This window comes from Pseudopedobacter beijingensis (genome assembly GCF_042678145.1).
GTDB lineage: Bacteria > Bacteroidota > Bacteroidia > Sphingobacteriales > Sphingobacteriaceae > Pseudopedobacter > Pseudopedobacter beijingensis.
Window position 1 is genome coordinate 65,887 of sequence record NZ_JBHUDG010000016.1, and the last position, 26,510, is coordinate 92,396.

The 26,510-nt window shown below is 37.3% G+C and carries 16 protein-coding genes; 12 read left to right on the top strand and 4 right to left on the bottom strand.

Annotation, left to right across the window (positions count from 1 at the left end):
- Positions 1–2 precede the first annotated feature (2 nt).
- From ACFSAH_RS10945 to ACFSAH_RS10975, 7 genes are all read left to right on the top strand, one after another.
- A complete protein-coding gene (locus tag ACFSAH_RS10945) occupies positions 3–755 on the top strand; it encodes a hypothetical protein (RefSeq protein ID WP_379662775.1) in 753 nt (250 codons plus the stop codon).
- A gap of 245 nt (positions 756–1,000) precedes the next feature.
- Positions 1,001–1,933 carry a glycoside hydrolase family 16 protein gene (locus tag ACFSAH_RS10950; RefSeq protein WP_379662776.1) on the top strand — a complete coding sequence of 311 codons (933 nt, stop codon included), beginning with the start codon at positions 1,001–1,003 and terminating at the stop codon, positions 1,931–1,933.
- Between the two features lie 159 nt (positions 1,934–2,092).
- Positions 2,093–3,400, top strand: a complete 1,308-nt coding sequence (locus ACFSAH_RS10955; protein WP_379662777.1) for a cellulase family glycosylhydrolase — start codon at positions 2,093–2,095, stop codon at positions 3,398–3,400.
- Positions 3,401–3,518: 118 nt separating this feature from the next.
- Positions 3,519–5,054 carry a CotH kinase family protein gene (locus ACFSAH_RS10960; protein WP_379662778.1) on the top strand — a complete coding sequence of 512 codons (1,536 nt, stop codon included), beginning with the start codon at positions 3,519–3,521 and terminating at the stop codon, positions 5,052–5,054.
- Between the two features lie 222 nt (positions 5,055–5,276).
- The gene (locus tag ACFSAH_RS10965; protein WP_379662779.1) at positions 5,277–7,274 is read left to right on the top strand and encodes a galactose-binding domain-containing protein; all 1,998 of its coding nucleotides are present in this window, start codon (positions 5,277–5,279) and stop codon (positions 7,272–7,274) included.
- Between the two features lie 201 nt (positions 7,275–7,475).
- Entirely contained in the window at positions 7,476–13,079 is a 5,604-nt protein-coding gene (locus ACFSAH_RS10970; RefSeq protein WP_379662780.1) for a discoidin domain-containing protein, read from the top strand.
- A 46-nt stretch (positions 13,080–13,125) separates the two neighbouring features.
- The gene (locus ACFSAH_RS10975; protein WP_379662781.1) at positions 13,126–15,411 is read left to right on the top strand and encodes a glycoside hydrolase family 3 N-terminal domain-containing protein; all 2,286 of its coding nucleotides are present in this window, start codon (positions 13,126–13,128) and stop codon (positions 15,409–15,411) included.
- A 146-nt stretch (positions 15,412–15,557) separates the two neighbouring features.
- Here ACFSAH_RS10975 and ACFSAH_RS10980 read toward each other — a convergent pair whose 3' ends face one another.
- From ACFSAH_RS10980 to ACFSAH_RS10990, 3 genes are read right to left on the bottom strand one after another with little or no spacing between them, the layout of a single operon-like run.
- Positions 15,558–16,142: a hypothetical protein gene (locus tag ACFSAH_RS10980; RefSeq protein WP_379662782.1), complete on the bottom strand. Its 585-nt coding sequence runs from the start codon at positions 16,140–16,142 to the stop codon at positions 15,558–15,560.
- A gap of 11 nt (positions 16,143–16,153) precedes the next feature.
- Positions 16,154–18,469, bottom strand: a complete 2,316-nt coding sequence (locus tag ACFSAH_RS10985; protein ID WP_379662783.1) for a TonB-dependent receptor — start codon at positions 18,467–18,469, stop codon at positions 16,154–16,156.
- Between the two features lie 32 nt (positions 18,470–18,501).
- The gene (locus tag ACFSAH_RS10990) at positions 18,502–18,819 is read right to left on the bottom strand and encodes a hypothetical protein (protein ID WP_379662784.1); all 318 of its coding nucleotides are present in this window, start codon (positions 18,817–18,819) and stop codon (positions 18,502–18,504) included.
- Between the two features lie 134 nt (positions 18,820–18,953).
- Here ACFSAH_RS10990 and ACFSAH_RS10995 point away from each other — a divergent pair, with 134 nt between their 5' ends.
- The 3 genes from ACFSAH_RS10995 to ACFSAH_RS11005 are packed head-to-tail and all read left to right on the top strand — an operon-like array spanning position 18,954 to position 20,802.
- On the top strand, positions 18,954–19,310 hold the full coding sequence (locus ACFSAH_RS10995; RefSeq protein ID WP_379662785.1) for a hypothetical protein: 357 nt from the start codon (positions 18,954–18,956) through the stop codon (positions 19,308–19,310).
- Positions 19,307–20,005, top strand: coding sequence for a peptidylprolyl isomerase (locus ACFSAH_RS11000; RefSeq protein WP_379662786.1), 699 nt, complete (start codon positions 19,307–19,309; stop codon positions 20,003–20,005). Before ACFSAH_RS10995 ends, ACFSAH_RS11000 begins: the two co-directional genes overlap by 4 nt.
- Positions 20,006–20,034: 29 nt before the next feature.
- Positions 20,035–20,802 carry an exodeoxyribonuclease III gene (locus tag ACFSAH_RS11005; protein ID WP_379662787.1) on the top strand — a complete coding sequence of 256 codons (768 nt, stop codon included), beginning with the start codon at positions 20,035–20,037 and terminating at the stop codon, positions 20,800–20,802.
- Between the two features lie 211 nt (positions 20,803–21,013).
- Here ACFSAH_RS11005 and ACFSAH_RS11010 read toward each other — a convergent pair whose 3' ends face one another.
- Entirely contained in the window at positions 21,014–21,607 is a 594-nt protein-coding gene (locus tag ACFSAH_RS11010) for an RNA polymerase sigma factor (protein ID WP_379662788.1), read from the bottom strand.
- A gap of 200 nt (positions 21,608–21,807) precedes the next feature.
- Here ACFSAH_RS11010 and ACFSAH_RS11015 point away from each other — a divergent pair, with 200 nt between their 5' ends.
- Together ACFSAH_RS11015 and ACFSAH_RS11020 are read left to right on the top strand one after the other, a co-directional pair.
- Entirely contained in the window at positions 21,808–22,980 is a 1,173-nt protein-coding gene (locus tag ACFSAH_RS11015; RefSeq protein ID WP_379662789.1) for a FecR family protein, read from the top strand.
- Positions 22,981–23,174: 194 nt separating this feature from the next.
- On the top strand, positions 23,175–26,498 hold the full coding sequence (locus ACFSAH_RS11020; RefSeq protein ID WP_379662790.1) for a TonB-dependent receptor: 3,324 nt from the start codon (positions 23,175–23,177) through the stop codon (positions 26,496–26,498).
- The last annotated feature ends 12 nt before the right edge of the window (positions 26,499–26,510 follow it).

Sequence of the window (26,510 nt, forward strand, 5' to 3'; positions counted from 1 at the left end):
CAATGAAAAAACAAAGGTTATTAATACTTTTCGTAAGTATGTTATTCGCAGGAGTATCTCTAACATCTTGCAAGAAAGACAAAGGTCCTCAAAAACAAGAAGAAGAACAAAAAGATGATAATGACAATAATACAGACCCAACACTTTCAGAATATCTTCAGGGAAGTGATTATTATCTGATTACTTTGGATGAAACCAGCAAAACCAATATTGCCTCCAAGGTAAAGAAAGACTACCGTACTGATGATCATAATATGTGGTTATATGTATGGGAAAACACTTATGGGCCTGGTACTTCTTCAGGGCCTAATGCATTTGGTGAAGTTGAAGGTTGGACAAGCTTAGTTGTAGCTAACCCAGATTGGTCTGGTTGTGGTTTCGCAACTCTCAACAATGTAGATACGGGAGAAAAATTCTATGCAAATTTGAGTGGTCTAACAGACAACCATGTTCTTCACTTCGCAATGAAAAGTAAGGACAATGCAACTCACCAGATTATTTTGAATGGAAATGACGAGAGCGTGGCTAAGATAACTATTGGTACTGAGACTCTTGACGGTGTTGCCCCTTACGGTAATTTCACCCGTAACGGAGAGTGGCATCATTTTGAAATTCCTATGTCTTATTTAAAAGGAAAAGGTCTAAAATATACAGGAGACATGAATACAAATGTGGTAGCAATTTTAAGTGGTGGCGGTGTTGGAAAGACCCTTGATATAGACGGTATTTTCTTTTATAAGCCCAAAAGTAATTAAAAACGAGCTTTTATGGTTTGCTCTTAGCATTTTCAAGAGCAAACCATAAGCTTACAAAACAACGACTCCTGTTCTTCAAAAACAAATGCCTTTAATGGCAAGCCTCCTCTTAAGAAAAGGCAAACAGAAAAACACCTAAAGTTGGTACAAAACAATTTAACGAATTAATTTTTAATTGTCACGATACAAAAAAGCTTTTACTTTCGCTATTAGCCTCTTTAGTTGTAGTGATACGAGAAATAGAAATGAAATCAATCAATCAATACATCAGTTTACTGCTCCTGTCAATTGTGCTTGTCTCATGCAGTAGCAAAGACAAACCAAACAAAGAAGAGTCAGACATTACATTGGAGGAATTAGGCTCCGGAGAAACAAACAACTACAAGCTTGTTTGGGAAGACTTGTTTAACGGCGAAACTTTAGATGAAAACACCTGGAATATAGAGGTAAATGGAGATGGAGGAGGAAATCAGGAATTACAGTTTTACCGTGAAGAAAATGTTTCTGTCGGTAAAGACCCCAACTCTGGCCGTAGCTGTTTAATATTAACAGCAAAAAAAGAACAATTTAGTGGAAAGAATGCAACATCGGGCCGTATAAATTCACAAAAAAAGAAGTTCTTTAAATACGGAAAAATAGAAGCAAGTATAAAATTACCCAAAACAGCAAATGGTCTGTGGCCTGCATTCTGGATGATGGGGAACGATTATTCGACCGTTGGCTGGCCTGCGTGTGGAGAAACAGATATTCTGGAAATGGGACACTCCAAAGGGATTGCCAATAAAACCCAAGACCGCTTCTTTAATGGTGCATTGCATTGGGGAAAATGGAGCCCAACGGGCAGTAACCCCATGTATGCAAAAGATTTTACATCAAGCTACGGATTACAGGAAGATTTTCACCTCTATACATTAATTTGGGATGAAACAGCTATTAAAATGTATCTGGATTTAGATAAAAACCCAGACGTTGCTCCATATTTTCAGATGTCAATTGCAAGTACAGAAGATGATAATTCTCCCGGACATTATTTCCATAAAGAGTTCTTCATTCTGTTCAATTTAGCCGTAGGAGGGCATTTTCCGGGTATATCTAATATTAATCAGGTTACAGCTTTATCCTCAGGAGATGCAAAAATGTACGTAGATTATGTAAAAGTATATCAAAAGGCGGACTAATCTCTTTCATCACTTTCGGCGAGGAAGGGATTGACTCTCATGAAACTACTGAAAAGAAACAGTGAGAATATTGACAGTCTGTGATACAGTTAAACATATCCTTCCTTCGTCGGGATGACAGGAAAAGTGGGGCTATTGTACTCTATAAAAAATGAAAAAATGAAAAAAATCATATCAAATGTTGCATTGCTAAGTATCTTATTTACCGTTTTCTCGGCTTGTAAGAAAAACAACTCGCAGCCACAAGAGGAAGAGGAAGTGGTGAAAGTAAGTAGTCTGCAAAACAGAAGTGAAAAAAGAGGAGTTTCTTATGGTTTTCAGTTAATGGAAGATGTTGATCTTTTAGCTCCTGGAACATCCTGGTTTTACAACTGGGCAAATGATATTTCTTCGGAACTTGACGTTGCTACTTCAGCAAAAGGAATGGAGTTTTTCCCTATGACCTGGAATGGCAATTTCAGTAAAGACAAAATAAGAGCATACAAACAAAAACATCCCGAATGTGAATATATATTGGCATATAACGAACCAAATCTTACCGATCAGGCGAATATGACCCCACAACAAGCGGCGGCAATATTTCCAGAAGTAAAAGCTCTTGCTGATGAGTTGAATATGAAAATTATTTCTCCGGCAATGAACTATGGTACCTTAGTGGGGTATAGCGATCCAATTAAATGGTTGGATGAGTTTTTCGAATTGGTACCACTCTCCAATTTTGATGGTATTGCCCTACACTGTTACATGGCAACACCTTCGGCCTTTAAATCTTATGTTCGTATGTTCAAAAAATATGGAAAACCTATCTGGATGACAGAATTTTGTGCATGGGAAAATAGTATAAGCAGTGTAACCCAACAAATGAGGTATATGAACGATGTGGTAAACTATATGGAAGCAAACCCCGATGTTTATCGCTACGCATGGTTTATTCCGAGAAATACCGGTAGTGTAGAAAGCTATCCGTTTATGCAGCTTTTAACAAAGACAAAACCGTATACACTTACAGATCTGGGAAAGGTTTATATAAATATGTCTACTTTTGATAAGTCAGTCTATTATACAAAAGGAAATGCTTTTTCAGCGGCACATTATGTAGCATTAAATTCTACAATGTCTGCATCGCAAGAAGGCTGGCAAAGTTCGGTTTCTGTAAGACCTACAACCGATATATCCGGTACACTAGAAGTCTATCGGTTTCTGACAGACCAATGGATGGAATATCAAATAGACGTACCTGCTGATGGAATGTATAAACTTGATCTTCGTAGAGCCTCTTATACAGATGCCTCCATTGAAATCTCTGTAAACGGAATAGCTTTAAAGACTCTTTCTTTATCTAAGACAGGAGAAGACAATGTTTGGGAAACCACAGAAACAGAAATCTCTTTAAACAAGGGAAAGCATACCCTTAGACTCAAAGTTGCTAGTGGCAATATTTGCTTAAATTGGCTGCGTTTCAGATAGTTAAAACAGAGACTTTCCTGTAATACGGCAGTCTCTGTTTAATTCTTTTTTATCCACCTGTTCTGTACAACGAATACCTTTTTATATTCCAATTAGCTCTACTCCTAAAATCAAAAAAATGAAAAAGATAATTTATTGCTGTTTGTTTTTTATTGCTGCCCTCAGCGGATGTAAAAAGGATAAAATTAAGCAAGAAGTAACCTCCGAATATTTAGGATCCTTAGAGCTCAGGTTCGAAGCGAAAAACAATCCAAATATTGATAAAGATGTTATTTGCGAGTTTAATGGAGAGGAAGTTACTGCTGTTATACCTAAACTAAATCCCGATAAAAAGAACTTAATTCTTTCTTTTAATAGCAAAGATATCGGCTCCGTTACGGTAAAAGGAGTCAACCAGGTAAGCGGAGTATCAGCAAATAGCTTTGTACAACCTGTAACATATCATTTTACTTTTTCTAATGGCGAAGAAAAGAGCTTTACACTTAAAGTCAAAGAATATACAGGACTCCCTATTTTACATATCAGGACAGAAGGGAAAGCCGCCATTGTTTCAAAAAGCATTTACCTAAACGGGGATCTTTCTATCAATACCAATCTTGACTTTGAACAGGAAATAAATAGTTTACCAATTGAAATCAGGGGAAGAGGAAACTCTACATGGGAAATGCCTAAAAAACCTTATAGAATAAAATTAAAAGAGAAAACAAAAATATTAGGGATAGCCGCAGCTAAAAAATGGGTTTTATTAGCTAATTATGCTGATAAAACACTTATCAGGACAGCTATCGCATTTGATTTGGGAAAAGCAATTCATGCTGATTATACTCCTGAGTATAGACAGGTAGAAGTTTTTTTAAATGAGACTTATATAGGTACTTACACCTTAACAGAACAAGTTGAAGTAAACCCGGGAAGAGTTGATATTACAGAGTTAAAGTCAAAAGATACTGAAGCTGATAAAATTACCGGTGGGTATTTAGTAGAGCTGGACAGACGCGAAGATGAGGACTATATTGTAAAAACAACTCTCAAAGGTCTTCCTTTTGCTATAAAATCTCCTGAAGAACCCAACACAGAACAATACAATTATATCAAAGACTATCTTATAGACACAGAAAAAGCAATTTATGCAGAGAACTTTGCAGATCCGATAAACGGATATGCAAAATATATTAATGTAGAGTCTTTTATCAACTGGTTTTTAGTACAGGAATTGATGAAAAACCAGGATGCACAAAGCTATAGTAGCATATTTTACTATAAAGACAGAAATGGGAAACTGGGGATGGGACCTTTATGGGACTTTGACCTTAGTATGGGTAATGTAGATTACTCTGTTGCCACACAGCCGGAAGGCTGGTGGATTAGGCATGGCCCTTGGTTTACACGATTATTCCAGGATCCGGTTTTTGCCGAAAAAGTCAGAAAAAGATGGAAAGAGATAAGGCAGAAGGAAGTGGAAGCTATGCTCAAAGGTATTGATACACACGCTCGAAAGCTAAAATATGCTCAAAAGAAAAACTTTACTATTTGGGATATTTTAGACAAAAAAGTATGGCCCAATCCCGAAATCTATTATACATACGAAGGAGAAGTAAACCAGATAAAAGACTGGCTGAATATAAGAATTAAGTGGTTAGATGCAAAATTATAGTAAAGCTATTTGGTATTGCTATAAAGATTAAGCTAGGTTTCATTTGTAGTATAAATGTAGTATGGAAACCCTTGCTTTTTGAGATAAAAAGCAAGGGTGTATAGGACTTGTTGGGGTATAATATTATTCTTTTAAGGCCTTCTTTATTTAATATTGTTAAGGTTTTACTTAACCCATTACAGAATTATTATTAATCAATTTATTCATCCTATAAACTGAAATATGAAACAGAAAATTACATTATTTATTTTATTAATGTGTTGTGTAATCTTCGTGAAAGCACAAGATAACTTAGCCTTAAATAAAATAGCAGTAGCTTCTTCTGGAGTTGCGTCAGCCGCTGTTGATGGTAATCCAGGGAGCAGGTGGGAAAGTATTCACAATGTAGACCCACAATGGATTTATGTTGATTTGGGAGCAACTTATAATATTAGCCAGGTGAAAATTCTCTGGGAAGGAGCTATGGCAGAAGATTATGTTATAGAAGTTTCTAATGATACAGAAACCTGGGGAACACCTATTGTAACAGCAACGGGTAACAATACCCCTGAAAATGATTGGACGGGTTTAACCGCAGCCGGCAGGTATGTAAGGGTATATGGTACAAAAAGACTTCTTCCATATGGATATTCGATCTACGAATTGGAAGTATACGGCACATTTGCTGGAGGAAATTACGCTCCATCAGTATCCATAACTACTCCCGGAAATAATGCAAACTTCCCCCAGCCCGCCAATATTAATATTGCGGCCAATGCTGCCGATACTGACGGAACAATTTCTAAAGTAGAATTTTATAATGGGAATGATAAAATAGGTGAAGCACTTACTGCCCCTTATTCTTTTGAATGGCAACATGTTATGGCCGGAACTTACTCAATAACAGCAAAAGCTACAGATAATACTGGCGATTTTACAATTTCATCTCCGATTACTGTTCTGGTAAACTTGCCGGTTATCATTCCAACCTGTGGTGGATTAGGCTTTGATAGTGATTATACTTATGCATTCTCGTGGGATAATGATAATCCAACAATAACCTTTATCCCTAATCCAAACATGCCAACTACAGGCGATCAGACATTGATTTTCTATTACGGGACAGACCCCGACGCAACAATGGGAGGAACTAATATAAAACCGAATGTTCCTCATCAGATTACAGCAAATCAGGGAGATTTAATTTATTTCTACTTTACCTACAGTATTCCTGCAGGAGGCGAGAAAAATAATATGAATGCAAAACACTCGTTTGAGGTAGGAAGCTGTAATACGGTAAATCTTGCTAAAAATAAAGATGCTTTTGTTTCTTCGGGAGATGCGGCATTAGCAGTTGATGGTAACATAGGGACTCGGTGGGAAAGCGCTGCCTCAGACCCCCAGTGGATTTATGTTGATTTGGGAGAATCTTATAATATCAATCGGGTAAAAATCACATGGGAATCAGCCAGGTCAAAAGATTATGTAATAGAGGTTTCTGATGACATAAATAGTTGGGGTACACCGGTATTGTCAGTTACAGACAATCCTGCAGTTTTAGAAGAGGGAACTACAAACAGATGGATTTATGAGCATTCGGGATTAAGCGCTACCGGTCGTTACGTTAGAATTTATGCCACTTCCAGAATGATAGGTTACGGACATTCAATATGGGAACTGGAAGTTTACGGCACACCAGATGAAGGAACCTTACCCGTTAGCCTGATAGATTTTACAGCAAAAACACAAACCAATGGAACAGTTTCCCTAAACTGGTCAACAGCATCAGAACAAGGCAATAACTATTTTCTTTTAGAAAGAAGTGCAGACGGGAAAAACTTTAGCAGCTTAACAGAAGTTCCCTCAAAAGGCTCAAACAGTAATTATCAATTTACAGATGCACAACCACTTAACGGAAATAACTATTATCGCTTAACACAGGTAGACAAAGACGGAAAATCCAAAGAACTAAGCATACAATCTGTATCTGTTTCTTTGGCAAAACAAAACAGCAACATATACCCAAACCCTTTAAAAGGAAATACTTTTTATATCACGCTTGGCGAAAATAATAATAGTAACCCAGTTACAGTTACCGTTAGCAGCCTTGTAGGAAAAGAAGTATATAAAGGCAGCTTTACTTCTTCTGATATAAAGGTTGAGCTGGCATCTAAACTTCCTTCGGGAATTTATACAGTTAAAGCCGGTGCACAGCAAACTTTTAAATTATACGTAGAATAGTAGTTTTTTATTTCGCATCCTATGCCTGATTAAACATAGGATGCGATTTTACTTATAAAAAACTTCAATTCCTCTTTAAGTATAAGAGGAAACAGGATGTCTTTTTTTTAATTTTTTGTAATAACCATTTCGGTAAATAATACCAAAGATAAAAACAAGCAATAAAAACCAATTATGCCCGGAAAAAATAACAGGAAAACCATGATAAAAAAAATCGTTACCATATTATTGTTTGCTGGTTTAATTTCTTCCTTGTATGCACAAAAGCCAGTAGGAGTAGGAAGTGGAAGCTATGCTGAATATACTCCATTATATAAAAGCAGAACAGCAGAACGGGGCGGAGACCAAAGCTATCTGATGGAGAACCGTAAGCTATATGTTACGGAAAAAAACCAGGGGAAACCAATACCAACAAACGACTGGTGGACAGATTTATTGGTTAGCCAGTATTCTGGAAACTTATGGTCTTATCCGCAAGTTGTAAATGCAGAAGAATATGGTTTTTACGTAGCATATCCAAAAGATTGGGAACCTACCGGGCATGAGTTAAAATGGAACTCTCAAATAGAAGTTTCTGCAATAGGCTTTAAACCAGGTTCGGCAGATGCCAATAACTGGCATGACTGGGGGCTGGACTTTTTGATGAAAGACGGTGAAAAAGAAATGCTGGTTACTATGGCTCATGGAGTGCCGTTTACCTGGGTCGAATCAAAAAACCTGATTCTGCAATTAAAAACTGGTACCGGTGTTTTAACTGATGCTAACGGACAAAGTTTAACATTGCCATTTATAGGCAGTAGGCTTATCGTTAATATTGACGGGGATATATATGGTATTTTTGCTCCTGATGGAACTGTTTTTTCCAAGAAAAACGGTTTAATTGAAGTCATATTTCAAAATACTTCACAACAATATTTGTCAATAGGAGTACTCCCTTCTGCTCAGGATCTTGATTTTTATGCAGCATACGCATATACCATCCCAAGAAATACCACTGTAGACTGGAACTATAACGAAACAACCGGAGAAGTAGTTACCAACTGGAATTTAGATACAGAAAATCTTAAGAACGAAACCCAAAAACAAGTATTACAGGGGTTTATTCCTCATCACTATAAAAATTCAAATTTAAATTTTGGTTTTACAGGTATAGAATATCTTACGCCTCGTGGTAAAATGAAAATGGCCATAGGAAGCTCATTTAGTATTACCTATAAATTTAATGGCATATTACCCTTTTTCGCAAATCCCTTATCAGATGAAACATTAGAAAATCCTTATCAAAAAGAGAGGATGAAGCAAATGATTTCGGATTATGCTAATAAAGGAAATTTTGGGGGAGATACTTATTGGGGAGGGAAAGGCCTCATTCAAATGGCAATGTACATGACATTTGCACATGAAATGGGTGAGACCGAGTTATTTGAAAAATGCAAAACCCGTTTAAAAGATGTTTTGATTAACTGGCTGACTTACACTCCTGGAGAAAACAGCTTCTTTTTTGCCCGTTATCAGCGTTGGGGAGCATTGATTGGATACGACACCAGCTATGACTCGGACACATTTAACGACCATCATTTCCATTACGGTTACTTTACGCTGGCAAGCGGAATATTGGCTTTATTTGATGAAGATTTTAAAAATAGCTATGGAGAAATGGCCGGTCTTTTGGCAAAAGAATATGCCAACTGGGATAGAAATGACAATGACTTCCCTTTTCTGAGAACATTAGATCCGTGGGCAGGGCATTCTTATGCTGGCGGTTTAGGAGGTTGGGACGGAAACGGACAAGAATCAACCTCTGAAGCCATGCAGGGATGGGGAGGCGTGTATATGCTGGGCGTTGCCACAGGAAATAAAGCCATGCGTGATGCAGGAATTTTTGGCTGGACACTGGAAGCCCGTGGAGTAGCAGAATACTGGTTCGACCGCGACAAAGAAAATATAGATTATACTCGTTATACAAAACCTTATAACAGCAACCTTACCTCAAGAGGCATCGGTTGGTGGACATGGTTTTCCGGCGATCCGGTTTGGATGCACTCTATCCAATGGCTGCCAATTTCGCCCGCATTAAAATATCTGTATGAAGATTTAAGTTATGCCGAATGGGATTATACCCAGATGTGGAATTCCAAAGAGATTAAAGGATGGGAAACAGAATCTGGACAACAACCTTCTGCATTAAGCTATGAATCTGGCGTAGGAAATGTGGTGCTTTCTTATTTACAAATATTTAATCCAGACAGTGCAGCCGCTGTATTTGACAGAATGTGGGATGCAGAAATGCCCATCGCAAGAAATACAGATACAGGGGGCATTTCTTATTTTCTGACCCATTCACATAGAACTTATGGTGATATCAGCTGGGATATACATGCAGATATTCCTACAGCAACCACTTATAAACATCCGGTAACGGGAAAATACACCTATATGGTGTATAATCCCGACAATTCAGAGAAAAGTATAAAATTTTACCAGAACGGCAGTCAGATACTCGAAATAAAAGTACCGGGCAAAAAACTGACAGTTTACTCAGACAATCCCGAGGCAACAACTATAGAAATACATACAGAAAACGGGAACGTAGTAGAACCGGGAACAAGTGTTCATCTTACCGCTATTTTATTAGACCAATACGGAGCAACAATGGAAGGCTCTTTTGATTGGAGTGTCAGTGGTAATGGCTCCGTTACAAACGAAGGTCTATTTACAGCTTCTTCTGTAAACGGAGAAGCCATTGTTACAGCAACAGCCGGGAGTTTATCAACAAATATTACGTTAGCAGTAAATGATTTGCCCAAGCTTGAAACAGCCGTATTATTACCAGAAAATCAGAATTATATAGAAAAAGGAAAGACGGTTAACTTCTCTTTGGAGATGAAAGACCAGTACAACAAGCCTTATCAAATACCGGTTAACTGGAAAATTCTGAAAGGAAGCGAAGAGATAAAAGCAGATTCAGTTTTAGATGTACAAACAATAGGAATATATACCATACAGGCAACTGCCGAAGGAAAAACATATAGCCAAAATGTATATGTAACACCCAAATTCAGGAATATAGCATTGGGAAAACAAGCATATTCATCATCCGAAGAAAATGCTGGAACTTTAACAAGGTATGCAACAGACGGAGATAAAGCTACTCGTTGGGGAAGCAGCCACTCCGACCCGCAATGGATATACATAGACTTACAACAATCGTCATTTATCGGCTATGTATCACTGCTTTGGGAACCCGCTTATGCCAGTTTATATGAAATTCAGGTATCAGACGATGAGCAAAACTGGGAAACTGTAAAAACAGTAAACGGATTAGGAGGAACCGAAACAACAGAAATAAATAAAACAGCCCGCTATATAAGAATGTATGGCTTGGAAAGGGCTACAACGTATGGCTATTCATTATACGAATTTGAAGTTTACGGAATTCCTCCAATGGATAATATCCCTGTTTTATTTGGAATAGATGTAACCCCGGCTTTTTCACAGATAAAAGAAGGAGAAACAATAAATTTAACCGTAAAAGGATATGACCAGTTTGGTGATGAATTTCCAATCTCCCCACAGTTCTCCATACAGACCGGCGAAGGAGACCTAAGTACTGAAGGAGCGTTTGCTCCAACTAAATACGGAAAAGCAATTGTACAGGTAAATGTCGGAGAATTAACTGCTATTGCTGAATTCATAGTAGAAGAAACTATTAAATTAACAACCATAGAAATATTCCCCAAACAAACCCCACTTATAATAGGAGAAAATATATCATTTACAGCTGCGGCAAAAGACCAGTTTGGAATAGATTTTCCTGATACAGAATTATATTACAGTATTATCGAAAGAGAAAACGGCACAATTACCGGGAATGTGTTTACATCCAATTATCCAGGAGAATACAAAATTACCGTAAGCGATGGAAAAGGAATACAAGATACCGCAACAATTGTAGTTGCAGAAATTGAAAAAGTAAACCTTGCATTACATAAACCTGTGTATGCGAGCAGTTATGAGAACGATGGAACCCTACCCCAGTTTGTAAATGACGGGAATTACAACACCCGTTGGGGAGGCTCGTTTAAAGATAACGAATACATTCAAGTTGATTTACAAGATAATTACGTAATCAATAAAATTAAATTATCCTGGGATCCGGCTTATGCAGCTAGTTACAATATCCTGGTATCAACAGATGAAGAAAACTGGACGATGGTATGGTCTGAGACAGCAGGAAAAGGTGGCAATGAGGTTATAGATATTGACCCGGTTGGTGCTCGCTATGTACGTATATTGTGTATAACACGTAACACAGGTTACGGATCAAGCATCAATGAAATGGAAATTTATGGTTCTGCTTTTTGGGAAAACCCTCAGCCGGCCACCATCACTTTAAATCCATTTCCATTAGTTGCCTATATTAACGATAAATTAGAGATTACGGCAAATGTGCTCGATCAGTATAGTTTGCCATATACATCGGAAGAAGTGTTCTCATGGTCTGTTAACGGCGGAGGTACAATTAATCAGCAAGGAGAATTTACACCTCAAAGCACAGGAGAATATGTGCTTACAGTAAGTTACGGAACATTAACCACTGGTTTCCCCTTAATCGTACAGCCGCAAAAAGTTCTGACAAACCTAAATATTTCACCAGATAACATTCTTTTAAAAACAGGGGAAACCCAACAATTTGAAGCTGCTGCTTTTGACCAGTACGGAAATCCAATGACCATAAACGATATTTCATGGTTTGCCTCTGGCGGAACGATAAGCACCTCCGGCGAGTTTAACGCCACCGAAAACGGTTCTTTTGAAATTACCGCGACGGTAAATGGTATTACCAGCCATATTTCTGTTGAAGTGTTTATCCCCAATACTGAGAATATTGCACTTAGAAAAGCAACAATAAGTTCTTCAGGAAACTCTGCCGCTGCCGTAGATGGTAACGAAGATTCGCGTTGGATAGCGGCAACCACAAACAATCCCGAATGGTTTTATGTGGATTTGGGTGCTGTATATCATATTTCCGATTTAGATATATTATGGGAAAGAGCTGCGGCAAGCGATTACGAAATACAAACTTCTAACGACGGTATAAACTGGATAACGATAGCAAATATTATTGGTAAAGAAGATACAGGAGGAAACAGAAGAGATGTTTTAAGAGTACAGGGACAAGGCAAATATCTTCGTGTATGGTGCACAAAACCTGCCACACCCTGGAATTTTTCGGTATATGAGCTAAAAGCATACGGAAAATTTATTGCAGAGGAACCACTTCCCGTAAAATACCTGAGCTTTGATGTAAAGCAGCAGTCCGAGGGTGTGGTATTAGAATGGATTACAGCATACGAAAAAAACAATAGCCATTTCATCATCGAGCGTAGCAGCGAGGGCATAAACTTCGAAGCCATAGGAGAGCTTGCCGGGAAAGTAAATTCTTCAGCAGCTGTAAACTATATCTGGAATGATAAAAACCCTGTAACCGGTAACAACTATTACAGGTTAAAACAAGTGGATTTAGATGGGAAATACGAATATTCAAATATCAGGGCAATAAACTTCCTGCTCCCTGTCAAAGCAATAAGAATATATCCAAATCCGGTAAATCAGTTCCTTCATATTGATGGGGAATATATCATCCATATAGCTATTTATTCTGTGGATGGCAAGCTGCAATTAGAAACCAAAGAAACCAGGAGTATAGATGTATCTGGCTTGGCAGAAGGAATATATACAATCCGGATAAGGAGAAATAATGTAGCACCGCCTGATGTATCAACATTTGTAGTAAAGCGTTAACCCTGTCCGATGGTATTACAGAAGCGAATAAGAATAAAATAATAAAATGAAGAAGACAATTTTGAGCTTGCTATTTGCAGGACATTCTATTTTTGCAGTTGCGCAAACCAAAGAAACAATCAGTGGAAAAGTAGAAAACTTACTTTCTAAAATGACCCTTGAAGAAAAAGTGGGTCAAATGGCACAGATAACACTAGACGTGGTTACCAACGGTCCTAACAGATACGCTAGTGACGAACCGGTTATCTTAAATAACGAAAGTTTAGAAAAAGCCATTTTAAAATATAAAGTAGGCTCAATACTTAACACAGCAAATAACCGGGCTCGCACTCCGCAAGTATGGCATCAAATCATTGGAGAAATCCAAAAAACAGCATTAAAAGCTAAAAATAAGATTCCGGTTATCTATGGTATAGATGCCGTTCACGGAACTACTTATACTGCTGGTGCAACCATGTTTCCGCAACAAATAGGTCAGGCAGCAACCCGCAACCGGGAACTGGTCTACAAGGGCGCAGAAATTACCGCATACGAAACAAGAGCAAGTGCTATTCCATGGAACTTTGGTCCCGTTCTGGATCTTGGTAACGACCCTAGATTTTCGAGGCAGTGGGAAACTTTTGGTGAAGACCCTTACCTCATAGAACAATTGGGCTTACAAATGGTAAAAGGTATGGAAGGTGATAATATCTCCAATCCATATAGGGTGGCTTCCAGTTTAAAACATTTTCTGGGATACCAATCTGCATTTTCGGGAAAAGATAGAACACCCGCATTTATATCGGAACAGGCGCTAAGAGAGTACCATTTACCTGCGTTTAAAGCAGCTATAGATGCTGGCGCAAAAACAGTGATGATCAATTCAGGTTTAATCAACGGTATTCCTGTACATGCAGATTACCAGATTTTAACCAGACTATTAAGAGACGAGTTGGGTTTTAAAGGTGTTGTGGTTACCGATTGGGGAGATATAGAGAATCTACATACTCGCGACAGAATAGCGTCAACTCACAAAGAAGCTATTATGAAAGCTATCAATGCCGGTATAGATATGTCTATGATTGCTTATGAATACGAACGTTTTTGCGATAATTTAATAGCACTGGTAAAAGAGGAAAAAGTAAAAATGTCAAGAATTGACGAGGCTGTGTCCCGTATACTCACCTTAAAATATGAATTGGGTTTATTTGAAAAACCCATATACCCGCTTAAAGACTACACTAAGTTTGGAAGTAAGGAATTTGAGCAAGCTGCATACGATGCTGCTGCGGAATCTATTACCTTATTAAAAAACGAAAAAAATAGCCTACCCTTAAATAAAACACGTAAAGTGTTAATCACAGGGCCTAATGCCAACTCCATGAGAACATTAAATGGAGGATGGACCTACTCATGGCAGGGAGAAAAAGTAGAAGAGTTTTCTGCTAAATACAATACCATTTTAAAGGCCTTCCAAAACAAAATTGGAATCCAGAACGTTAGTTATTACCCTGGAGTAACCTATAAAAACGATGGAAAGTATTTTGAAGAATACAAAGACCAATTCGAAGAAACCCTTAAAGCAGCAAACAGCGCAGATGTTATTCTACTTTGCTTAGGCGAAAATTCTTATACAGAATCTCCCGGAAATCTGAGTGACCTTTATCTTTCTGATTTACAAACGGAGCTGGCATTAAAACTTGCTGCAACAGGAAAACCTATTATACTGGTATTGAACGAAGGGCGTCCAAGACTAATCAGCAAATTTGCACATCTTATGCCTGCCATAATACAAACCTATCTTCCGGGAAACTTTGGTGGTGACGCCCTGGCCGACATTGTTTTTGGTGATGTAAATCCTTCCGGTAAGCTCCCTTATAATTATCCGAAGTTCCCAAATTCTGTGGTGACATACAATCATAAACCGTCAGAAAGCAGGACAGTAATGGCGGGTGTTTATAATTATGATGCAGACTATAATCCACAATTTGAGTTTGGACACGGTTTAAGTTATACCACTTTTGAGTATAGTAATCTTAAGCTTAGTCAGGAACGGATAAAATCCACAGGGGAAATAACCGTTTCTATTGAAGTTAAAAATACAGGAAAAAGAGAAGGGAAAGAATCTGTAGAACTTTACCTTACCGATGTATATGCATCCATTACACCAGATGTAAAAAGGCTAAAGGGGTTTACCAAAATTTCCCTAAAACCTGGTGAAACCAAAAAGGTTGAATTTCTGATTACACCTAAAGAAATGGCTTTTGTGGGAATAGACAATAAAAGCATTGTTGAACCCGGAGAGTTTAAAATAAATATTGCAAGCCAAACCAAAAGCTTCTTTGTAGAATAAGAAGCCATTAAACGGGGCTGCCTCAAAGGCAACGTGTCATCATGAATTCCCGAACTTTCGGGAAAGAATTACTGTGTAAAGAAATCTCTCTACACTAAATATAAATGACACTGTTTTTGAGACAGCCCCTGCTTTATTACTACGGCTTAATGCCCATGCCCCTCTCCTGCAACAGGATGTAAATCAAAAGACACATTCAAATCATCTGCCCCACCTGCCTTCGCATACTCACTTCTTGGAGTATTCCAGGCCAATATTGGATTCGATTTTTTGATTCCATGTCTTAAAACCACATTTAGAGGAAATGTTGTACTTTCCTGCTGTACATCAAAAATACCTTTAAGCCCCACATTGTCTTCATAAGTATAATTTAATACACCATCAGGCGCTCCGGTAAAGAAAAACTGGTGTATGGAAGCTTCTTCCAATATCTCATCATTAATTAACTCACCCTTACTATATAGGCTAATATATAAACGATACTTCTGTCCGGCCGTTAAATGGTAATGAGATTTATCTGGTTTCCCTTTAGCATCAAAAGTTATCGTTAAAGCAGTGTCATGTTCATGATAATGATCATCATGAGCTTCCAGTTCAACAAAAGTAAATACTGTTTTGTCAAACTCTTCCTGATTTGTCTCCGGAACAGGACTGTCTTTTTTACAAGATGTTATACTGAAAGACGCGATTGCAAATAAAACTATGGCTACTTGTTTAAAGTGTTTTTTCATTTTTTCTGTTTTTAAAATTTATAAGATAATCTGACTACAAAATTTCTCCCGGTTTCATAGGTGTAATAACGGAATCTGTTAAGGTAGTCTTTGTAAGAGGTATCAAATGCATTGAAAATGGATGCATTCATACCCAATCTGTTTTCTCCAACTTTATAGCTTATCCCTCCCGAGATATTGAACAGGTTATACGCTGCCGGAGCCGGAGCAAAATCATTCTGTTCAGAATAACGTGTTTGTTTTGCCGAATAAATATGTTCTACGCTGATAAAAGGTAAAGACCATTTTTGATGAGTTGTCCTGATATTCCAGATTAAGCTGTTGCTAATTCTGTCGGCCGGAATCATTGGTAAATAAGACTTATTGACAATGTCTTTTGCTCTAACCAAGGACCCTTTCAGTAACCACTCTATCTCCCGATTGATGCTATAGCTGTTTTGCAAATCCACACCAAACAGGGTTGCGTCGGTCTGCTTATAGTTAAAAATAGGGAAAGCCCCTCTTTGCGTTTCAGAGAAGGTTCCGTCCGGTTGCAAAAAAATATAATCAACAATATAGTTGGCGTAAGCGCTTACTTCTGTTTTCCATTTCTCTTGCTTATAAGAGAGCGTATTTATCCATTTATAGCCCTTCTCACTTTGCAGGTTTTTATCACCAATTTCTATGGAAGCAGTTCCATGATGTAGCCCATTACTGTACAGTTCGTTCACAGAAGGAGGGCGCCACGCTAAACTCAAATCAGATCTAAAATCCAGATAAGGTTTCACATGGAACAAGCTTCCTAAAGAAAAGCTGACATTATGAAAATCATGTTTTCCACCATACCAAACTTTATTAGCGTCATACCCTGCCGCATCTATGGTTTTAAAATCATACCTGATTCCGCCTTCCAGCTCCTTATTTTTTAATCCTATTTTTTTAATGAAAAACACTCCCGGATTAAAACTGTCGTAATTTGGAATTAAAGGAGTAATCTGCGTTCCGGGGACATTATTGTTAACAATAATAGCCGTATTGATTCCGTATTTGATAAAGGAATTATTTGGCTGATTTTTCTCGTAAACAATAGACAGATTTTGAGCCGATAAATCCAGATCTAAAGCCGGAAGATCATTTCTACCTCCCCTGCGTAAATCATATTCTTGTCTGAAATCTTTTTGAAAGCTATAAGTCAACTTTAACACACCATTGTCTTTAAGATACTTTTTGCCGTCAAACTTTAGGAGGTGATGACTAATCTCTTGTCGAGGTACATCTATTCCATAAGAAAAGTTTCCGTCAGCAAAAGGTCTCCCATTTGCAATAGCATATTTTAAATCCTCTACACTACCAATGTGCGCACCTTCGAAAATTCCAAGTTTGGTATTGAAAGAAGAAAGCAAAAGCTCTGTTTCAAAAGATTTTCTTTTATAACCCAATGTGATAGCCCCGTTAATTTCATCTGAACCGGTATTGTTCAAATAATATCCGGGAGCGGATGAATTCCCCGCTTTTTTTAAGGTTCCCTGAAAACGCCAGGCCAAAGTTTCGTTTTTTATTGCGCCCTCTACCTTACCAGACACCAAGCCCATCCTCGAGTTTGAGGCTCCAATAAGGTTAATCTCCGAAGAAAAAGGAGAATGGTAGTTTAACGGCGGAGGATTTAGTAAAATAATTCCCCCCAATGCGTCTGCTCCGTATTCTACCCCAGCAGCACCTTTTATAACAGTAATATCCTTTGCAATAAACGGATCTACTTCCGGAGCATGTTCGCTACCCCATTGCTGTCCTTCTAAACGCACCCCTGCATTATAGATTAAAATCCTGTCAGAGTGCATGCCATGGATTACGGGTTTTGATATGGTTGGGCCGGTTTGAATAGAGTTTACTCCCGCAATATTTTTAAGCGACTCGCCCAAACTTTGTCCTCTGGATAAATCCATTGCCCTGTCTTCTAATTTTTGTGCTGTATAAACAGGCTCTGCAGTAGCTTGCTTCCCAACAACTTTTATTTCTGATAGTGCGGTATTATCCAAAGACAAATAAATATTCATCTCTGTATTTTTATTTACTTCTATAAAGAAGCTTTTCTTCTTATATCCCAAAAAAGAAACTTCAACATTGTATTTCCCTTTACATAGCCTATTCAAATGGAAATGTCCATCAGCATCTGTTAAAGTGTTTTTTTGTATAGAGGAAATGCCAATAATGGCTCCTGATAACACAGAATGATCTTTAGCATCTTTTATCGTTCCATAAAAAACGATATCACAGGTTTGGGTTTTGCCAGACAAAGCCAACAAAACAAAAGCACAAAGTATTAGACAATACTTTTTTATTTGTATCATAAAATTGGATTAAAATAGCGTAATAATATTCTTTAGGCTATTTTAACGGGAGGTGCTTTATTGCTTGGAAGTAAAACAGTGTTATAATAATTTCCAATCTGTACCTGCGCTTTGTAAAAGAAACTTAAACTGGAGAAAACAAAAATTTGCTTGCCCAGTAACGCTGCGGTAAAGTGAAAATAATTAACCGGTTTACAACAAGGATTCTCATGCTCGTGTACTTCGGTGTACTTATGCGAGCCATAAGCAGATTCTTTGTGGTAGTGCAGAATTTCATGGAAAGGAATAGCTATTTGCAGTACTGAAGCCAGTACCGCAAAAGAGATAAACCTGATGAACTTCTTGCCCATAAATGCAAATATAACTGATTTTTTATGGTTTGCACAAATGAGAACGTAACGATTAAGAAAGAAATAGACCTAGACAATGTGTTTTTGATTTTCAAATTATAATCCCTGCCCTATATAAATTCTATATTTGCTTTATGACAGCAAAAGAAATTAACGAGAAATTTTCAAGACTACAAAATATATTGGCCCGGGAATTTGACAATGAAAAACCGGACATTAAGGTTATCCTTTTTTTAATAGGTATTCAGGAATTAGGCAAAGGTGCCGGAAAATTTAGCAAACGACAAAAAGAAGAATTAATGCATATTGCTACCTGTCGCCTTTTTTCCGAAATGGGTTTTTATGAGCTGGAAGGTTTAGATCAGGATGGCTGGCCGCATTGGAAAAAGGTAAAACAGATTCCAAATTATACTCTTTTAGAACAAGAACATATTTTGCGAACGCTGATTGTTAATTACTTTTTAGATTTATATCCGGAGTTAAAATCATGATAAAAAAGCTACTGATATCCTGTTTGTTTGTAGGATACTCGCTATGTGTTATTGCATCCAAACAAAAAGATGTTTTTGTAAAGATAGAGACCAATAAAGGCGACATCTTTTTAAGACTATACAACGAAACCCCGAAACACCGGGATAATTTCATGAAAATAATCAAGGACAAAAAACTAGATGGAACTTTGTTTCACCGGGTCATTAAAGATTTTATGATACAAGGTGGCGATCCCGAGTCTAAAAATGCAAAACCAAAGCAATTATTAGGAAGTGGCGATTTAGGTTATATGATTCCGGCCGAGTTCAATCCCAATTTAATACACAAAAAAGGAGCTCTGGCCGCGGCCAGAAACAATAATCCAGAAATGGCATCAAGTGCTTCTCAATTCTATATTGTACAAGGGAAAGTGTTTAATGATATGCAGTTGGCTTACATGGAGCAGGATAAAGGAGTAAAAATACCCGATGAGCATAAATCCATTTACAAGACTATTGGAGGTACTCCTTTTCTGGATGGAGAGTATACCGTTTTTGGTGAAGCGGTTAAGGGCGTTGAAATTATAGACGCTATTGCTTCTGTTGCTACTGACAGCAACAACCGTCCAACAGAAGATATTGTGATGAAGGTGTCTGTGATGAAGAAAAAAGAAATCAAAAAATTACTGAAACCAGCAGGTGAAAAAAATAAATAGTCAAAACAGCATTAATATCTCAAGTAAAAATGAAAATCATATCCTATAACGTAAACGGAATAAGAGCGGCTATCAATAAAGGCTGGATAGATTGGCTTGAAGCCACACAGGCAGATATTGTTTGTTTGCAGGAAATTAAAGCCACGCCAGATCAGATTGCAGACATTCAACAGATTGCAGATTTAGGTTATCATCACTTTTGGTATCCTGCACAAAAAAAAGGATATAGTGGAACAGCTATATTAACTAAAACACAGCCCAATCACGTAGAGTATGGTTGCGGTATAGAAGCGTATGACAACGAGGGAAGAATTATAAGGGCTGATTTTGATACCTTTTCGGTAATAAGCGCCTATTTCCCTTCCGGATCCAGCGGTGATGAAAGACAAGCTTTTAAATACCAGTTTTTGGACGACTTTGAAATTTATGCAGGGCAATTAAGAACTACGTTTCCTAATTTATTAATCTGTGGAGACTATAATATTTGTCATCGTGCTATAGACATCCATAATCCAAAATCTAATGCAAATTCTTCCGGTTTCTTGCCAGAGGAACGGGAATGGATGGAAAAGTTTATCAACTCTGGTTATATAGACACCTTTAGGCACCTAAATCCTGATCCGCACCATTATACCTGGTGGAGCTACAGAGCCGGAGCCAGAGCTAAGAATCTGGGTTGGCGTATAGATTATCATTTGCTTTCTGATACGATGGAAGATAAAATAAAAAGGGCTACAATCTTACCGGAAGCCAAACACTCTGACCATTGTCCCATATTATTGGAATTATATCCATAATTTGTTTTTGAATATTACATTCGGGCATTATTTATTGAATTTCTTTGGAAAACCTTGTCGTTACTTTCAAAGAAGTTCAATAAGATTAAAAACCAATGATAAATATCTTCAAACAATTTCATAAGTATTTCAATTTTCACAAAGTGCAACTAAAGTGGGAGTATACTGGGAGTAAAGTACTAGTATAGTGGGAGTAACAATGTGCTACATTTTACCTCCACAAAGTAAAAAGAAGAAGCGAGAATACCGATGCTGTATCTTCTTGCATAAAATTACGTAAGTGCCTAAGAGCTATAGTAATTTGATTTTCGACGGTCCTTTTAGAGATATTCAGTTTTTCCGCAATCTCATCATTTGTCAGATTCTCCATTCTGCTTAACCAAAAAATTTCGCGGCAACGCTTAGGTAATGGTTTTAAACTATCCGTCAATTTTGACTCAAAATCTTTATAATTTAATTTTTCTTCAACAGCATTAAAAACCTTCCCCGGATCCAGCCCCTCATAATTCTCAATATATTCTATAGGAGAAACCTTTCTTGCCTTTAATTCTTTAAATACATGATAGCGGGCTGTTACGTGAATATAATCTGCAAAACTTTTGATATTTAAATATTTTCTTCTTCGCCATAACACTACAAAAACATCGTGGACTACCTGTTCTGCAATTCCTGAATCTTTAAGATAATGATCTACTGTTTTGTAAAGTTTTTTCCAATAACGATTATACAACACAGCAAATGCCCTGGAATCATCTTCCACCACACCTTCCCATAGTTTCTCATCTGTCAGTCGATCTTTGAGCATTTATAATTGCAGTATGTTATACTTACGAGGTCGTGTTAAAAATATATATTTTATTTGAAGTGTCAAATATGTAAAGTTTTTACGAGAGCGAGATTATATAAATGTTAAGAATTGATCTGTCTCTGATTTTTTCAAAAAAAATTCTTTTTTATGTGTGTTCGCTTTGCTAATCACCCTCTATATAGTAAAAGCACATAATAATGACTTCTGAAGAATACATACGGCTTTACCAAAAATATATAGCAGGTGAATGTACACCAGAAGATGAGGAGTTACTTTTTGGTTACGAGGATAACTTCATGCTCCAAAATCCATTTGAATCAGAAAAGGAATCTGCCAAAGAAAAAGAACTACGCAGAAAAATATATGGCCGGATTTACAAAACCATAAACAAAAAAGAGGTTAACATATACAAATTATGGGCAAAGTATGCCGCAGCAATTTTAATAACCTTATCTGTTGGCATTACCACCTATACAGTCCATAAAAAAGACCTGGAAAGAGAACAAACGAAGTCTGTGTCTGTAAAACCACCTATTCCCATTCCTGTACAGGACTCTTCCGCAGTTATGTTAACACTATCTGATGGCTCTGTAATCTCTTTAGACAATGCCAACAACGGGTTACTTACTGAGGATGGGTCTTCCAAAATAAGCAAAACAGCAGATGGAGAAGTAGAATACAAGATAACAAACAACTGGGGCTATTTAAATGCATCCATCAACAAACTATATGTGCCTAAAGGATCTCTGTATAAGTTAATCCTTGCCGATGGCACTAAAGTTTGGTTAAACTCTAATTCTACGCTTCATTATCCATCCGACTTCAAAGGAATAGAGAGACTGGTAGAACTTTCTGGAGAAGCTTATTTTGAAGTAGCCAGGAACGAAAAAATGCCTTTTGTTGTAAAAACAAAAACATCCAAAGTACAGGTTTTAGGAACTCATTTTAACATCTCTGCCTATACAGATGACAATATTGAAAAAACAACTTTAACAGAAGGATCGGTAAGAATTTCTCAAGGAGGGCATAATGTAGTTTTAAAACCAGGACAACAAGGCCTTGTAGCCAATAAAAATACAGAGATTAAAGTACAAGAAGTTAACCTAAAACAAGTTTTGGCATGGAAAGAGGGCTATTTCTTGTTTAAAGATGATAACATTAAGGATGTAATGAAACAAATTTCACGCTGGTATAATGTTGATATAGATTATGAAACAAATACAGAAGGGAAATTATTCGGAGGGATTTATTCAAAATCAAAAGATCTGGATGAACTTCTGAAAGGACTTGAGTTAACTGGAATCGTAAAATTTAAAATAATTCCTGAAGAATCTACAAGTAAAGGGAGGAGGGTAATAGTTATGGATTAACCGATATAAAACATAGCTGATATCCTAAAAAAATCCCGAAAACGTTGCACCGTTCCCGGGATAAGTATCAGGATTCAACTGAATTTTACTTGTCGCATCAATTGAAAATTAAACCTAACATTCAAATGTATAAAAAAAACACTGTATTTAACTGCAGCGCGAACACCTATTGTAACTCAAAACTTATTCGTATCATGAGATTACTATCCATCCTCATGTTGGTAACCATTATGCAGGTTAGTGCCAGCTCGTTAGCTCAAAACATCAACATGCAATTAAAAAATGTACGTTTAGAAGAAGCTTTCGTTCAACTCCAAAAACAAAGTGGATACGATTTTCTTTACAGTTCTCAACTGTTAAAATCCGCTATCCCTGTAACAACCTCTTTAAAAGGAGCTACCATAGAGGAAGCAATGGAAAAATTAATGAGCAACCAGCCGTTTACTTACGTCATTAATAAAAAGACAATTACTATAAAGGCAAAACCTCAACCTCCAAAACCTATTCAGATTAATGGAAAGGTAACAGATGAAGAAAACGAGCCTTTGATTGGTGTTTCTATCAGAATTAAGAATACCCAAACCGGGACTATTAGTGACGAAAAAGGAAGTTTTTCTCTTAACACTACAGACAAAAATATTTCTCTTGTGTTCAAGTACATGGGTTTTGAGGAAAAAGAAGTTCCCATAGGTGGAAACAAACCCTTAAATGTTGTTTTAAAGAAAACGACATCAAAACTCGAAGAAATTGTAGTTATAGGCTATGGGGAAGTAAAGAAAAGAGATTTGACTGGCGCTGTATCTGTAGTAAATACTAAAGACATAGAAGATGTCCCAGGACAAAGAGTAGACCAAATGTTACAAGGCAGAATTGCCGGAGCAGAAATTGTTTCCACTTCTGGAGAGCCCGGTGCTGAAACGTCTATCAGAATTAGAGGAACTCGTTCTATTAGTGCCACTAACGAGCCTTTATACGTAGTAGATGGTGTAATGGATGCCGTTGATAGTATGAACGACATTAACCCTAATGACATTGAATCTATCCAAGTATTAAAAGACGCTTCATCAACTGCCATTTACGGATCAAGAGGAGCCAACGGAGTTATCCTGATTACAACAAAAAGAGGGAAAGAGGGGGTAAATGAGTATATGTTTCGTTCAACCATCGGTATATCTCAAATTCCAAGATATCTGGATTTAATGAATGCTCAAGACTTTGCGGAACTATTAAATGATGTGTATTATTTCTCTAATACAGCGAATCAAATAAAGCCGATAGAGGATTATCCTTTCCCCAGACCTGCTGACCGCGGGGAAGGAACAAACTGGACAAAAGAAATTACCAGAACAGCACCAACCAACAGCCATACATTTACCGCATCAGGCGGAAATAGAAGTACAAAATATTTTTTCTCCGGAAATTATAGTGATAATCAAGGTATCATTATCAACAGCGGCCTTAAAAGATATCAGGCCAGACTCAACCTAGACCAAACCTTTAGTAAACATGTTAAGGGAGGTATTAACCTAAACTATTCTTTTATAGAACGGGAGTTTAATAAAGCAGATATCGGTACCCAAACATTATGGTATACATCAACTCTTTTTCTTTCTCCTATTATTCCTACCTATAAAGCAGATGGTTCTTTAAATGACTGGAATTCTCAGTGGTATGAGGGGCAGATATTTAATTCTCCGTTAGCTAATTCCTTACTACAGAAAAAAGATTCGCAACAAAAATCTCTTTCTCCGAACTTTTTTTTAGAAGTAACCCCTACTAAGGGCTTAAAAATAAGATCTTCTGTTTCATTTCATGACCATAATCGTTTTGATGATACTTTTTACCCTTCTATACTACCCACCCGGGCCAATGCCGAAAGAGGGGCTTATGCCTATAAAAGAGCTTATCGTACAAACAATATTTTAAACGAAAATACCATAACATACAATAAAAGCTGGAATAAAAAGCACAACTTCGAAGGATTATATGGATTTACTGTACAGAAAAGTAAATACGTAGAGTTTAACGCAAGTGGCGATGGATATCTTGTCGACGACTTATATACCAATGACCTAAGAGCTATTCCCTCTAAAGAAAACACTACACTTACATCAGACTTAAATGAAAGAGGAAGGCTTTCGCACCTGACAAGATTAAATTATAACTACGACAGTAAGTACTATTTTACGTTTACCGGCAGGTACGATGCTGCCTCCAATTTTGCAGCAAATAACAAATGGGCCCTTTTTCCCTCTGCAGCATTAAAATGGAACCTAAAAAGTGAAGATTTCTTGAAAAACATAGATTTTATAAACAATCTATCGCTAAGAGCCAGTGCAGGTATTTCAGGTAACGATGCTATCGGCATGTATCAGTCTCTTTCCAGATATTCTTCATCTACATCAAACTATATCTTTGATGGAGTTATTCCCGTTAGTTATTTCCCGGCAAGAGTTCCTAATCCTAACCTGACCTGGGAAAAAACCAAACAAATTAATTTTGGTCTTGATTTAACTGTTCTTAAAAACAAGGTAGATTTAACCGTAGAATATTATAGTTCCAGAACAAATGACCTTTTAGTTTCTTTACAACTACCAACCCAGGGAGGCTATACCAGCAGACTGACAAATTTTGGGGAAACGTCAAATAGTGGAATAGAGGCCTCTTTAACGACCAAAAATTACACTCGTAAGCTCTATTTCTGGAACTCAACATTTACCATTGCACACAATACCCAAAAAGTTATTGACGTAGGTACATTTGACAGAATTGCAACCTACACAAATCCGTATGGAGCACAATATATGATGTATGGGTACGAAGCTGGAAGACCATTAAATGCTTTATGGGGAATGCAATATGCAGGTACCTGGAAAAATCAGGAAGAAATAAACCAAAATCAGATCGATAAAAAATATGTTTCTTCATCTACAGCTTATTATGAGCCGGGCAGACAAAGATATATAGATCAGAACAATGACGGCCTGCTTGATAACAACGACTTAGTATATCTAGGTAACGCTGACCCCATTGTATACGGAGGATTACAAAACAGTATCCGTTTAAAAAACTGGTGGATAAACATCTACTTCAACTATTCATTAGGAGGTAAAATATATAATCCTACAGAGTTGTTCATGGGAACCGGAACCTCCCTTACCAACCAATATAAATATATGGAAAACAGGTGGCACCCAGTTAGAAACCCTAATTCTGATATTCCGAGAGCATCATCTAAAGATGATATCCCTAATGACCGATTTGTATACGATGCGAGCTTCCTAAGATTGAAAAGCGCCTCTGCAAGCTATGTGTTCCACCTATCAAAACTTACCCATAATAAGCTAAGAGAACTTCATTTAACAGCCGCTGGAAGCAATTTATTCTTATTAAAAAAATATAACGGTTATGACCCGGAGGTTTCTACCCAAAGCGGTGGTTCTACTATTAGAAGAATGGACAACGGAGCATATCCTAACAGCCGAATGTTAACTTTTACAGCCACATTAAAATTTTAATTATTAAGGAGT